The sequence below is a fragment of the Microvirga sp. VF16 genome, from assembly GCF_016864375.1.
Lineage (GTDB): Bacteria > Pseudomonadota > Alphaproteobacteria > Rhizobiales > Beijerinckiaceae > Microvirga.
Genome location: NZ_CP069354.1, coordinates 3,620,015 through 3,632,363, shown reverse-complemented (window position 1 = coordinate 3,632,363; position 12,349 = coordinate 3,620,015). Strand labels below are relative to the sequence as shown.

General features: G+C 67.4%; 11 protein-coding genes. 1 reads left to right on the top strand and 10 read right to left on the bottom strand.

Annotated elements, in window-relative coordinates; all coding sequences use genetic code 11:
* Positions 1–4 precede the first annotated feature (4 nt).
* From JO965_RS16920 to cbiE, 5 genes are all read right to left on the bottom strand, one after another.
* Entirely contained in the window at positions 5–1,327 is a 1,323-nt protein-coding gene (locus JO965_RS16920) for a cobyrinate a,c-diamide synthase (protein WP_203440080.1), read from the bottom strand.
* Entirely contained in the window at positions 1,324–2,118 is a 795-nt protein-coding gene (cobA, locus tag JO965_RS16915; RefSeq protein WP_203440078.1) for a uroporphyrinogen-III C-methyltransferase, read from the bottom strand. Before cobA ends, JO965_RS16920 begins: the two co-directional genes overlap by 4 nt.
* A gap of 184 nt (positions 2,119–2,302) precedes the next feature.
* A complete protein-coding gene (cobM, locus tag JO965_RS16910; protein ID WP_203440076.1) occupies positions 2,303–3,076 on the bottom strand; it encodes a precorrin-4 C(11)-methyltransferase in 774 nt (257 codons plus the stop codon).
* Entirely contained in the window at positions 3,073–3,459 is a 387-nt protein-coding gene (locus JO965_RS16905) for a cobalamin biosynthesis protein (protein ID WP_246776595.1), read from the bottom strand. Before JO965_RS16905 ends, cobM begins: the two co-directional genes overlap by 4 nt.
* Positions 3,456–4,670: a precorrin-6y C5,15-methyltransferase (decarboxylating) subunit CbiE gene (gene cbiE, locus JO965_RS16900; RefSeq protein WP_203440072.1), complete on the bottom strand. Its 1,215-nt coding sequence runs from the start codon at positions 4,668–4,670 to the stop codon at positions 3,456–3,458. The genes JO965_RS16905 and cbiE overlap by 4 nt, the downstream gene beginning before the upstream one ends.
* A gap of 37 nt (positions 4,671–4,707) precedes the next feature.
* On the opposite strand from cbiE, the gene JO965_RS16895 reads away from it, so the two are divergent.
* Positions 4,708–5,460 carry a cobalt-precorrin-6A reductase gene (locus tag JO965_RS16895; protein WP_203440070.1) on the top strand — a complete coding sequence of 251 codons (753 nt, stop codon included), beginning with the start codon at positions 4,708–4,710 and terminating at the stop codon, positions 5,458–5,460.
* Here JO965_RS16895 and cobJ read toward each other — a convergent pair.
* The 5 genes from cobJ to cobN are packed head-to-tail and all read right to left on the bottom strand — an operon-like array spanning position 5,442 to position 12,348.
* The gene (gene cobJ, locus JO965_RS16890; RefSeq protein WP_203440068.1) at positions 5,442–6,206 is read right to left on the bottom strand and encodes a precorrin-3B C(17)-methyltransferase; all 765 of its coding nucleotides are present in this window, start codon (positions 6,204–6,206) and stop codon (positions 5,442–5,444) included. The two genes, JO965_RS16895 and cobJ, sit on opposite strands and share 19 nt — an antisense overlap.
* Positions 6,203–6,946 (bottom strand): precorrin-2 C(20)-methyltransferase, encoded by a 744-nt coding sequence (locus tag JO965_RS16885; protein ID WP_203440066.1) that lies wholly within the window; start codon positions 6,944–6,946, stop codon positions 6,203–6,205. Before JO965_RS16885 ends, cobJ begins: the two co-directional genes overlap by 4 nt.
* 4 nt (positions 6,947–6,950) lie before the next feature.
* Positions 6,951–7,583: a precorrin-8X methylmutase gene (locus JO965_RS16880; protein ID WP_203440065.1), complete on the bottom strand. Its 633-nt coding sequence runs from the start codon at positions 7,581–7,583 to the stop codon at positions 6,951–6,953.
* Positions 7,580–8,875, bottom strand: a complete 1,296-nt coding sequence (gene cobG, locus JO965_RS16875) for a precorrin-3B synthase (protein WP_203440063.1) — start codon at positions 8,873–8,875, stop codon at positions 7,580–7,582. The genes JO965_RS16880 and cobG overlap by 4 nt, the downstream gene beginning before the upstream one ends.
* On the bottom strand, positions 8,872–12,348 hold the full coding sequence (cobN, locus tag JO965_RS16870) for a cobaltochelatase subunit CobN (RefSeq protein WP_203440062.1): 3,477 nt from the start codon (positions 12,346–12,348) through the stop codon (positions 8,872–8,874). Before cobN ends, cobG begins: the two co-directional genes overlap by 4 nt.
* Position 12,349: the final 1 nt, after the last annotated feature.

Below are 12,349 nucleotides of genomic sequence, written 5' to 3'. Positions count from 1 at the left end.
AAGATCATCCCTGAGCGATGGCGTGGAAGAAGCTTCCCGTCACGAGCCCGCGGCGATGTCCGGCAAAGCCGAGATCGTTGCCCTCAGCATCCGCAATACGGGCAAAGGCGGCCTCCCGTGACGTATCGCTCTGCGTGACCGAGGCATAGTGAAACTCGTGGCCGACGAGGCGCCGGCCGGCTTGTCCCATGGCGCTGTCACCGAGCAGATGCGCCACCCGGTATCCGAGATGCATCCTGCGCTTGGCATAGCTCGTCTCGACGGGGAGCAGGCCTGCCATGGGATGAGCATATCCCTCCGCATCCTCCAGGGACCGGCCCAGCACCATGTAGCCGCCGCACTCGCCATGGACCGGACGGCTTTCGGAAAAGGCTCGCAATCCTTCGAGGAAGTTTTGCGCTCCCGCGATGCGGCCGGCGTGAAGCTCTGGATAGCCCCCTGGCAACCAGCAGACGTCGCAATCGGATGGCGGGGGCTCGTCGGCTAGGGGGGAGAAGGGAACGATCTCGGCCCCGGCCGTACGCCATCCCATAAGCACATGCGGATAGACGAAAGAAAAGGCTTGATCCGAGGCCAGCGCGATCCGCTGGCCCGGCGGCGGCAGAGATTGTGCGTTGCCGGCGGTCTCGAGCCGGGTCGGGCGGGACAGGGCCATCAGCCGGTCGATGTCGAGCGCGCCTTCCACCGCGTCGGCAAGGCGCTCCAGCCGCGCGTCGAGCTCGTCGGTTTCGCCTGCCTGGACGAGGCCGAGATGGCGCTCCGGGAGGGTCAGCTCGGTGTTGCGCATGAGGGCGCCGAGGACGGGGAGGCCGATGCGCGTCATGCCGTCCTCGACCAGCCTGCGGTGGCGTTCGCTCGCGACCTTGTTCAGCACGACACCGGCCACGTCGATGCGGGGGTCGAAGCGGGCGCAGCCGAGGGCGACGGCGGCGGCCGACTGCGCATGGCCCGACACGTCGAGAACGAGGATCACCGGCCAGCCGAACAGGGCGGCGATGTCGGCGCTGGCGCCGGTGCGGCCGGTCTCCTGGCGGATGCCGTCGAAAAGGCCCATCGAGCCTTCCGCGATCACAAGCGTCGCATCGCCGGCCGCCTCGGATGCGAGCGCTTGCAGAAGCGGTCTGCTCATCGCGAAGCTGTCGAGGTTGAAGCTCGGGGCGCCGGTGGCGGCGGCGTGGAAGGCCGGATCGATGTAATCCGGCCCACATTTCATGCCGCGCACACGCAGGCCCCGGCGAGCGAGGGCCCGCTGGAGCCCGAGGACGATGGTCGTCTTGCCGGAGCCGGAGCGAGGCGCAGCGATAAGGAGGCCGGGACCGACGCTCACTGAGCCGCCTCGCTGCCGAATTCGAGCAGATGATTGGCAATGGCCGAGCGGAAGGCGGCGATCGCCCCGATGGCAACGATGGCTGGCGAGCGGATGAGACCGTCCTCGGCGAGCTTCGGCAGGGTTTCGAGCGTTCCTTCCACCACGCTTTCCTTGGCGGTTGTCGCTCCATACACGGCCAGCGCCGGCGTATCGCCGGAAAGTCCGCCATCCATAAGCCCCTTCACGATGGACGGGAGGCTGGACACAGCCATGTAGAGCACGATGGGAGCACCGGTGCGGGCAAGCGAGGTCCACTCGATCTCCGAGTCGGGTGCGGCATGGCCGGTGGCGAGGATGACCGCATGGTTCGTTGTGCGCATGGTTGCCGGCACGCCGTGGATGGCGAGCGAGGCAAGGCCGCTCGACACGCCGGGGATGATGCGGAACGGAATGCCGGCGTCCGAGAGCGCCAACGCCTCTTCGCCGCCGCGGCCGAAAATGAAGGGATCGCCTCCTTTCAGCCGCAGGACACGCTTGCCCTCGCGGGCGAGCTGGATCAGCCGCTCGCAGATATCCCGCTGGACGGCCGAGGGCTTGCCCCCGCGCTTGCCGGCGAATTCCAGCACGGCGCCCTCGCGGGCAAAGGACAGCACGGCCGAGTCGACGAGGGCGTCGTAGACAACGACATCGGCCGCTGCGAGGGCGTTCAACGCATGGATCGTGAGCAGGCCAGGATCGCCAGGGCCTGCGCCCACGAGCCAGACCGTGCCCGGCGCAAAGGGGGGCGAGAGGCGAGAGAGGGAGGTCATGCGGGCCTCCGGGCAGGACTGGCGGTCACGAAGCGACGATTGGAATTCATGGCGACGATGTAAGAGCGCGTATGGACGAGAGTAAACCCGCGGCTGCAGGAGCGGCGTATCTTGGTGGTAGACAGAAGATTTTCCCGATCAGCCCGAGATCGCCGTTTCACGCTGTTGCCCGAAGCCATGCACATCATCGGCTATCCTCCCGGGCGCTGGGGCGGAAGCGGCGGTCGTAATCGGTCGAATAGAGCGCGCTGTCACGAAATTCTTTTGCGGCAAGCGTGTGTCCGACCAGGATCAGCGCCGTACGCTCCAGCTTTTCGGCCCGGACCATGGCGGCAATCGTCTGCAGCGTGCCCTTGATCACCCGCTCATCCGGCCATGACGCGCGCCAGACGACCGCTGCGGGACAATCGGCGCCATAGAACGGCAGCAGGTCCTCGACCACCTGCTCGATTACATGGATCGACAGATGGATGGCGAGCGTCGCCTTCGTCTGCGCGAAGGTGGTAAGCTGCTCCGTTTCCGGCATGGCGGAGGCGCGGCCCGAGGTGCGGGTGAGCACCAACGACTGGCCGACCTCCGGTACCGTGAGCTCGCGTCCTAGTGTGGCAGCGGCGGCTGCGAAGGCGGGAACGCCCGGTGTGATCGTGTAGGGGATGCCGAGCGCATCGAGGCGCCGCAACTGCTCGCCCATGGCGCTCCAGATCGAGAGGTCACCGGAATGGAGACGCGCCACGTCTTCACCCTGCTCATGGGCCCGTACGTATTCAGCCGTGATGGCATCGAGATCGAGAGGTGCCGTATCGACGAGCCGCGCGCCTTGCGGACACCAGGACAGGATCTCCGGCGGCACGATGGACCCCGCATAGAGGCAGACGGGACAGCGTTCGATGAGCGAGCGACCGCGCACGGTGATGAGATCGGCAGCGCCGGGGCCAGCTCCGATGAAGTGGACTTTCATGGAGCGATCTCCAGGCGCGCGAGGGCGCAGGTGGCGGAGGCAGACGCGATGCGCTCCAGAATGAGGTGGGCGCGGGGGCCGGCCGCGGTGAGTGCCGCCGCTTCCGCGACGGAGCCGACGCCATGCGCCGCGATGGAACGGGCGGAGTGCGTGCGTATGCGAGGCGCCGCTGCAGACAACTCGCTCTCTTCCACCGCAATCGCAGAAATCGCAAGCCTGCGGGCCGCCTCGGTAAAAGCTGGCTGGTCGGCGAGGGCTTCGATTGTCGCGAGTTTGGCTAAAGCATCGCGTGCAAGCGCCGCACGCTCCAATGCCTGTTCCACGAGAGTAACGATTTCCTCGGCAGTGACGCTGCGCCTGAATCCGATACCTGCGACGATCATGGCTTCGTCACCACCCATTGCGTGACGGGCATTGCCGCCCGCCAGCCATGCATGCCGCCGACGGGTTCGAGGCGCGAGACCGTCAGGCGCCGCATCGTTCCTCCATGCTGCGCGTAAAGCGAGCCGAGCAACGTCTCGGTTTCCAGCGTGACGCCGTTGATGACGAGACGCCCGCCTGATTTCAGCACGGCCCAGGCGGTGTCGAAGACGCCGGGCTCCGAGGCTCCACCGCCGATGAAGATGGCATCCGGTGCGGGCAGATCGTTGAGCGCCCCAGGTGCGCGTCCAATGCGGATGTCCAACGCCGTTGCGCCGAGTTCAAGCGCATTGCGGCGCGCGCGCGCGGCACGCTCAACACGTTCCTCGATCCCGATGCAGCGGTTGCGCGGATGGCGCAGGCACCATTCGATGCCGATGGAGCCCGCGCCCGCGCCGATATCCCACAACAGCTCACCGGCCCTCGGGGCAAGCGCTGACAGCGTCAGCGCACGGATCTCCGCCTTCGTGAGCTGACCGTCATTCTCGAAAAAGGAATCGGGCAGGCCCGGCGCGAGAGTGACCACCTTGGCATCGCTCGCGGCGACGACTTCGATAGCAATTGTATTGAGCGGATCGATCTCGGCGATGGCGAAGTCGGCAGCGACCGCGCGACGGATGCGCTCGCGTGGACCGCCCATGGCTTCGCAGACGGTGATTGTCGAGGCTCCGAAGCCGCGCGTCCTCAGCAGCTTTGCGAGCTTACCCGGTGTCGAGCCGTCCCAGGACAGCGCGAGGATGCGGGCGCCCGGCTGCAGATGGGGAACGACCCGCTCCAGCGCCCGGCCGTGCAGGCTCACACAGTCGCAATCCGGCAGCGACCAACCCAGGCGCGCCGCGGCAAGGCTGAAGGCGGAAGATTGCGGGAGGCAGGTGATTTCTTCCAGCGGGACGAGGCGTGCAAGCTCCGCCCCGACACCGTAATGGAACGGATCGCCGGTCGCCAGAACGCAGGTCGGCCGGCCGCGACGGGCGACGATCCACGGATAGCCCTCCGCAAAGGGGCTTGGCCAAGTCTGCGTCTCTGCTGAGAGAGGAGCCGCCAAGTCGAGATGGCGGGCTCCACCGATGACGAATTTCGCGCGATCCAGCGCGGCGAGTGCCGTAAGAGAGAGCCCCGCGCGGCCATCCTCGCCGATGCCGATGATAGTGAGCCAGGGTCCATTGGGCGCCATGCTCGACTCCTGCTCAGAATTCGGGGAAAAGGAGGCCATGCGCATCCTCATTCTGGGCGGCACGACGGAGGCCTCCGCACTCGCGGCGCGTCTGGCCGGACGGCCCGATTTCAGCCCGCTCCTGTCCATGGCCGGTCGCACCAGCGATCCGCGACGGGCGCCGATTCCGACCCGCATCGGCGGCTTCGGCGGCGTGGCGGGGCTCGCGGGTTTTCTGCGCGAAGAGGGGATCGAGGCCGTGATCGACGCGACCCATCCCTTCGCCGCCGTGATGTCCCAAAACGCGGCCGAGGCCTGCGCACAGACTCGGGTGCCGCTGCTCGCTCTGCGCCGTCCGGCCTGGACGCGTCGGGACGGCGACCGCTGGACGAATGTGACGTCGATGGAGGCAGCCGCTCGGGCTCTCGGAGATACGCCTCGTCGCGTGTTCCTCACCGTGGGACGCCTCGAACTCGCAGCCTTCGCGGCTGCGCCGCATCATACTTACCTCGTGCGCAGCATCGAGCCCATCGGCGATGTGCTGCCGGTGCCGAACGTCATGACCATCCAGGATCGCGCGCCCTTCGACGAGGCGGCCGAGCGCGCGCTTATGGAACGCGAGCGCATCGACGTGGTGGTGACGAAGAATTCCGGCGGGGCGGCGACCTATCCAAAGATCGCGGCGGCGCGGTCTCTCGGCCTGCCGGTCATCGTCGTGGCGCGACCGGACAAGCCGCCCGGTGTCGAAGAAGTCGCCAGCGCCGAGGCCGCGCTCGATTGGCTGGAGCGTCTTCACGGTCGCTCTCCATAAAAGCGCGGCGTATAGACGTAAGGCGCTTCGCCTCCGATCCGCTCGATCAGCCGTGTCGTAGTCGCGCCGATGATGATGACGGTCGACATGTCGGCCATGGATGCTTCCACTTCGGACAAAGGTAAAATCCGGATCCGTTCGTCGGGCCGGCCCACGGCGCGGGCCAGGATGATCGGCGTGTCCGGGCCGCGCGTCTCCGCGACGATCTCGAAGGCCGCACCGAGCTGCCAGGGGCGGGCGGAGGAGATCGGGTTGTAGAGCGCTACCACGAAGTCCGCCATGACGGCTGCTCTCAGACGTGCCTCGACGACCTCCCAGGGCTTGAGGTTGTCCGAGAGCGACATGGCGCAGAAATCGCCGCCGAGTGGTGCACCGATGCGAGCTGCGGCGGCGAGCATCGCCGTGATGCCGGGCTCGACGCGGATGTCGAGGTTGCGCCACGCCGGATCGCCATTCTCCACCGCTTCGAACACCGCCGCGGCCATCGCAAAGACACCGGGATCCCCGCCGGAGACCACGGCGACGCGGGCTCCCTTCGCCGCAAGATCGAGTGCGAAGCGGGCGCGATCAAGCTCGACGCGGTTGTCGGAGGCGTGCCGCCGCAGGCCCGGCCTGTCCGGTACGCGATCCACATAGGGACCGTAGCCGACGATGTCGGTGGCGGAAGCGAGTGCCTCGGATGCGGCGGGCGTCAGATAGCGTGGATCGCCCGGGCCGAGGCCGACGACAGTGAGGACGCTCATCATACACGCCTCCCTTGGCCCGGCACGATGATGAGTGAGAAATATGGCGCCTCGACATCGCTCGGCAGATCGGGCAGCGGAACGATCTTCTCCTCTGCCATGGTGGCGCGCTCCACATAGATGGCGCGCTCGAAAAGCCCGGTGGATTTGAGTGCCGCACGAACCTTCGGCAGATGGCTTCCGAGTTTCATCACCACGGCGGCATCGGTGCCTGAGAGGCGGCGTGTCAGCTCCGCCTCGGGCAGGGTTGCGGGCACGATTGTGAGCACGTCGTCGCCCCAGGTGATCGGCGCGCCGGCGCGGGTCCAGGCGCCCGACATGGCTGTGACGGCGGGTACCACTTCGATGGGAATGCGATCTTTCAGGCGCCACCAGAGATGCATGAAGGAGCCGTAGAAGAACGGATCGCCCTCGCAGAGGACAGCGATGGTGCGCCCTTTCTCGACCTCGGCGAGAAGCCGCGCTGCCGCTTCCTCGTAGAAGGGATTGAGAGCTGCCGCATAATCCGGATGATCGGCCGGGATCTCCGTCGTCACGGGATAGGCAAGAGCGATCTCACGCTCCGGGTTCTGGCCGACGACGGCATCCGCGATCGTGCGCGCGTTGCCGCGCCGCCCGCGCTTGCAGAAATGGACGAGGCGGTCGGCGCTTTCCAGCACCTTGCGGGCGCGCACCGTCATGTAATCGGGATTGCCGGGGCCGAGCCCTAAGCCGAAGAGGCGGATGGGATCCTGCATCGTCATAGGTTCACTCGACCGGGTTCGCGAGGGCGTTGACCGCCGCTGCCGCCATGGCGCTGCCGCCGCGCCGTCCGTGGACGACGAGATACGGCACGCGTCCGTCACGGGCGAGCGCCTCCTTGGATTCCGTCGCGCCGATGAAGCCGACCGGAATGCCGATGATCGCGGCAGGCCTCGGTGCGCCAGAATCGAGCATTTCGAGAAGTCGGAAGAGAGCAGTGGGCGCGTTGCCGAACACCACCAGCGCACCCTCCAGCCGCTCGCGCCACAATTCCATGGCGGCGGCCGAGCGCGTGTTGCCGAGGTCTGCCGCAAGCCCCGGGACGCGCGGATCGTCGAGGGTGCAGACCACGTCGTTGGTCGCCGGCAGCCGCGCGCGGGTGATGCCGTTCGCGACCATCTTGGCATCGCACAGGATCGGCGCGCCGCGCTGCAAGGCCGCTTCCGCCACCTCTGCGAAGTCTGGCGAGAGATCGACATCCTTCGGCAGATCGGTCATGCCGCAGGCATGGATCATGCGCACGACGACGCGTTCCGCCGTGCCTGAAAAGCGCGAGAGATCGGCCTCGGCACGGATAATCGCGAAGGAGCGGCGATAGATCTCCGCGCCCTCGCGGATGTAGTCGCGGGAGCCGGTCATCGCTTGCACTCCGGGAAGGTGCGGTGCAGACCGGCAGGCGTCTTCGGCAATAAACGGGTCATGATCTCATCAACGGACAGATGAAGCGAGGAAACATCGCGGGGGGAGCCATGGGGCACGACGTCATAGCGGCCATCGTCCCGTCCGACCAGTGTCAGGTCGGCCCTGCCTGGATGGGCGCAGCCTTTCGGGCAGCCTGAGACGTGAACAGCAGCGCCTTGGGGCAGGAGATCGCCCCAGGCTTCGGCGAGCCGCACAGCATCCGCGGGAGCGGATGTCAGAGCGCTGGCGCAATCCGGCTTGCCGGGGCAGGCGATCAGCGACAGGCGGGGATCGTTCGCCTCGGTGATGAAGCCGGCGCGGGTGGCTTCGTTTAGAAGCACCAGCACATCCAGATCCGACACTGCTGGTACGAGGAGGCCGCGCGTGAATGAGAGGCGGATCTCGGACGTGCCGAAGCGCTCGCTCCAGGCCGTCACATGCAGCAGCTGTTCGGTATTACAGCGGCCGAAAGGCAGCGCGAGAAGAACAGCATATCCGCCCTCGATCGGGATGACACCCGCGCGCAGGGGCGCTGGGCGCTGAGGGATAGCGGCTGCCCGTTCAAGACCAGCCAATGCCGTCAATTCCTGAACGAGATGCGGCTGGAGATCGCGAAGACGCCGCGCATCGGTGCGTCCGGTGCGCCTCATATCCGCGAAGTTCGATAGGATAGTGCAGGCGGCCTCGGGGGCGTGACAGAGGGCTGCCGCACCGATCACATTCAGGTCCTCGGACGATGGAACGCCGAAAGCAACCGTGCCATCCCCGCCCGCAACCAGCTGAAGATCGGCGCCGATGGCATCGAGGGGCATGGAACCGCCACCGTCGACCGCGACGAAGAATTTAGCGGGCAGGCCGTCCAGGTGGCTGGCTCCGACTTCGATGGCTTGTGCCAGAGCGAACGCATCGAAGCGGTCGAGCGGATCAAGACCCGCCAGCGGGGACACGGCGGTGAGGCGGTTCGGGACATCACCCTGCGGTTCGGCGAGGCCTTCGCGTTCGAGGAGAGAGAGCAGCGCGGGATAGGTCTCGTCGCTCACGCCGCGGATCTGCAGGTTGCCGCGGGCGGTGATGTCGAGATGGCCGTTGCCGTGCTCGCGTGCAGCCCCCGCGATGAGACGTGCCTGATCGGCACTGAGCCTGCCGCCGAAGGGATGCAGACGCACGAGCAGGCCGTCGCCAGTTTCCATCGGGCGGCGGACGCCGGGGCACCATCCGCGGCGCCGTTCGCTGACAGTCCGCGCGCTCATTCGGCCGCCTCCTTTCGCTCATCGTCGAAAAAGGCTGCAACGGAATTGAGGCGGCTTTCCCACAGGCCGCGACTGCGGGCATCGGCCAGGCGATCGCGAATGGCCTGCGCGGCAGGAGGATTGGCGTCCTCGATCCGCTTCCAGGTTGGCTCGTCGGCGACCAGGGCGGTGAAAACGAGATCGAAGGTCGTCGAGGGAACCGCATCCGTGGTCGCGGCAAAGGCGAAGAGAGCATCGATCCCTTGCGCAATCTCCGCCCCGCCGCGCCAGCCATGGCGGAGCTGCCCCTCGATCCAGTGCGGATTGGTCAGGCGTCCGCGCACCAGACGGTCCACATCCTCGGCGAGCGTGCGGGCTTTGGGCTGTTGCGGACGGCTCGTGTCGAGACTATAGACGGCAGGCGAGGCGCCAAGCGCCCGGGCCGCCGCCGCAAAGCCGCCGATGCCGTCGGCGGCGGAATCGCCGTCGAGGATATCGCGCTCGGCCACGTCGCTCACATGGACGAACGCTTCTGCCTGCTCGACGCGTTGCGGGAAGCTCTCGTCGGTAGAGGCCTCACCTGCGGCGCCGAAGGCATGGGAGGTGCCTTCGAGATAGGTCCGGCCGAGATCGCCTTTCGTCGTCCATTCGCCATCGAGTGCCTGGGCCGATACGCCGGCGCCGTAGGTGCCCGGCGCTGAGCCGAAAACGCGCGACAGCTTTTCGCCGCGCCGGCGCGCGGCGGCAAGCTCGTTCCACTCGTCGTCTTCATTGAGTGCGGCAACGGCGCGGGCCGCCTGGTCGAGCAGGGCGATCTGATCCGGGAAGGTATCTCGGAAGGCACCGGAGACACGAACCGTCACATCGGCGCGCGGTCGGTCGAGCAGCGGCTGCGGCACGATCTCGAAGCCGGTGACGCGGGTGGAGGCATGGCCCCAGGTCGGGCGTGCGCCCATGAGGGCGAGCGCGTGGGCGATGTCCTCGCCGCCGGAGCGCAGGGTCGGTGAGGCCCAGAGATCCATCACGATCCGACGCGGCCAGTCGCCTTCCTCTTGCAGGTGCCGACGCACCACTTCGGCTGCTGCGCGCTGCCCAAGTTCCGTGGCGGCGCGGGTGGGGATCGAACGCGGATCGAGGGTCGCGAGATTGCGGCCGGTGGGCAGCACATTGGTTTGGCCGCGCGAGGGGGAGCCGGAGGGGCCAGGGACGACGAAGCGGCCGTCCAGCGCCTTCAGCAACCCTTCGCGCTCACCGGTGGCGCAGGCCTCGAAACCGTTAGGAGCGCTGCCGAAGATGTGGAGCCCGCCACGGATCGTCACCTCGCCGAGATCGCAGAGATGCGCATCGAGGCGCGTCAACGCCTCGTCCATCGGCATGCCATCATCGACACCGCAAGCGGCCGCAAGTCCACTTGTCCTGGCACGCTCCAGAATCTCTTTCGCAACGAGTTCGGCGCGGCCGGGATGGAGCACCTGCGCAGATGAGAATTCCTCGACCAGTTCGCGTAAGGCGGCCGCCTCGCCATCGAGACCCGCTTCCGCCGTCTGCGGCGTGAGGTGGCCGATGGTGACGGCGCCGATGCGGCGCTTGGCGGGAGCGGCCTCGCCCGGATCGTCGACGATGAAGGGATAGATCACCGGCACCGCGCCAATGGCGAGACGCGGCCAGCAGGTGGTGGACAGCGCCACCGCCTTGCCGGGCAGCCACTCGGTGGTGCCATGGGTGCCGAGATGCACGAGCGCGTGAATGTTCTCCAGCGCGCGCAGGCCGCAATAGAAGGCGAGATAACTGTGGCTCGGCGGGCATTCTGGGTCGTGATAGAAGCCCTTGCGGTCGAGGCCGTGACCGCGATCGGGCTGCAGGGCAACGAAAATATTTCCGGCACGGATCGCGCGGAAGCGGAAGGCATCGTCGGCGAATGCAGGATCGTCCTCAGGCTGGCCCCAGCGCTCGTCGATGACGGCACGCTGCTCGGCCGGCAGCGCGTCGAGCCACGCGCGGTAATCCGCCAGCGGAACGGCGAACGAAGCTTCGCTCTCGGTAAGACGCGGCATCAGTTCATCGGCCGTGAAATCCCGCGCGGCCGCGTAACCGGCTTCTGTGAGCGCGTCGAGGATTGCGCAGGTGCTGGCCGGCGTGTCGAGGCCGACCGCAAAGCCGGCGCGTCCGCCGCGCGCGGGGTAATCGGAGAGAACCAGCGCGAGCCGCCGCTCGTGACGCGGCGTTTGGGCGAGGCGCACCCACGCAGCGGCCATATCGGCAACGGCGGCGATGCCAGCAACATCCGGAGCCTGCACGCGGCGCGAGAAGGCGAGCGTTGCGTCGGCAGGCTCTTCGGCCTTGAACGAGACAGGACCGGCTGCGATGCGGCCGTCGAATTCAGGCAGGGCGATCTGCATGGCGAGATCGGCGGCGGAGAGGCCGCGCGGCGAGGCTGCCCAGGCTTCCTTCGCGCTGCCGACGGGGGTCGCCTGCAGGATCGGGCAATCGGCTTCGTCGAGCACGAAAGCTTCATCGTCGCGCGACGAGAAGGCGGTCGTGGTCACGATGATGTCGGGATGGCGCGCTTGGGTGGCCCGCCGCACGACCGCGACGGCCTCCGGATCCTTCAGGCTCGAGACGGCGAGCACAAGCGAGTCGATGCCGCGCTCCGTGAGAGCCGCTGCCAACGCTTCGATGGCCTGCGTGTCGCCGGAGAGAACGGCGGAACGGTAGACGATGAGGTGAGCGAGGGGGCAGTTGCCGGAGAGGCGGGTAAGAGCGGCTTCGGGTTCGAGGATGCTACCGGCCTCTCCCCCCCACAAGGGGGAGGGAAAAGCGCCTCGGACCTCATCCTGAGGAGCAGACGAAGTCTGCGTCTCGAAGGAGCTTCCAGCCCGCATTCGATCCTCCTTCGAGACGCCGCTGACGCGGCTCCTCAGGATGAGGTCCGAGTGATGGGTCGGAAAAGCAGGCAGCCACGCGAAAGCGCGCGGAGCCGCGCGCGGCGGCTCGATGGCCTGATCCGTTTCCCCGATCTCTACCCCGACCCGCGCGAGCAGGCGGCGCATGTTGTCGAGGCCGCCGGCCTGGAAATAGGCCTCCAGCTCGTCGCAGAGCATCTGTGAAACCGTGGAGTAAGCCGACAGGCGCGGATCGGGTCGGTCGTCGCCCGGCAGCACCGCGAGCCTCACGCCATGAGATCGGCACGCCTGCGAGAGGTGCTCGATGCCGTAGCGCCAGTAATCGAGCCCGCCGAGACAGCGCACGAGGACGAAGCGCGCCTTGGTGGCGGTCCTCTCGATGTAGAGATCGACGGAGAGGGGATGGCGCAGGCGGCGCAGCGAGGCGAGGCGCAGCGATGCTCCGCCTGCCGTCAAACGATGTGCCGTCGCCAGTGCGCCGAGGTCACTGTCCGCGAAGGAGAGGACGACGATATCCCCCGGCGGCTGCTGGAGGTCTGTGGCCTCCGAGCCTTCGTCGAGGAAAATCGCTGTGACCGGAAGGAGGTGCATC

Excerpts from the sequence above, each read along its gene's own strand:
- cobA (WP_203440078.1), bottom strand. The coding sequence starts at position 2,118 with ATGACCTCCCTCTCTCGCCTCTCGCCCCCCTTTGCGCCGGGCACGGTC.
- cobM (WP_203440076.1), bottom strand. The coding sequence starts at position 3,076 with ATGAAAGTCCACTTCATCGGAGCTGGCCCCGGCGCTGCCGATCTCATC.
- JO965_RS16905 (WP_246776595.1), bottom strand. The coding sequence starts at position 3,459 with ATGATCGTCGCAGGTATCGGATTCAGGCGCAGCGTCACTGCCGAGGAA.
- cbiE (WP_203440072.1), bottom strand. The coding sequence starts at position 4,670 with ATGGCGCCCAATGGACCCTGGCTCACTATCATCGGCATCGGCGAGGAT.
- JO965_RS16895 (WP_203440070.1), top strand. The coding sequence starts at position 4,708 with ATGCGCATCCTCATTCTGGGCGGCACGACGGAGGCCTCCGCACTCGCG.
- cobJ (WP_203440068.1), bottom strand. The coding sequence starts at position 6,206 with ATGATGAGCGTCCTCACTGTCGTCGGCCTCGGCCCGGGCGATCCACGC.
- JO965_RS16885 (WP_203440066.1), bottom strand. The coding sequence starts at position 6,946 with ATGACGATGCAGGATCCCATCCGCCTCTTCGGCTTAGGGCTCGGCCCC.
- JO965_RS16880 (WP_203440065.1), bottom strand. The coding sequence starts at position 7,583 with ATGACCGGCTCCCGCGACTACATCCGCGAGGGCGCGGAGATCTATCGC.
- cobG (WP_203440063.1), bottom strand. The coding sequence starts at position 8,875 with ATGAGCGCGCGGACTGTCAGCGAACGGCGCCGCGGATGGTGCCCCGGC.
- cobN (WP_203440062.1), bottom strand. The coding sequence starts at position 12,348 with ATGCACCTCCTTCCGGTCACAGCGATTTTCCTCGACGAAGGCTCGGAG.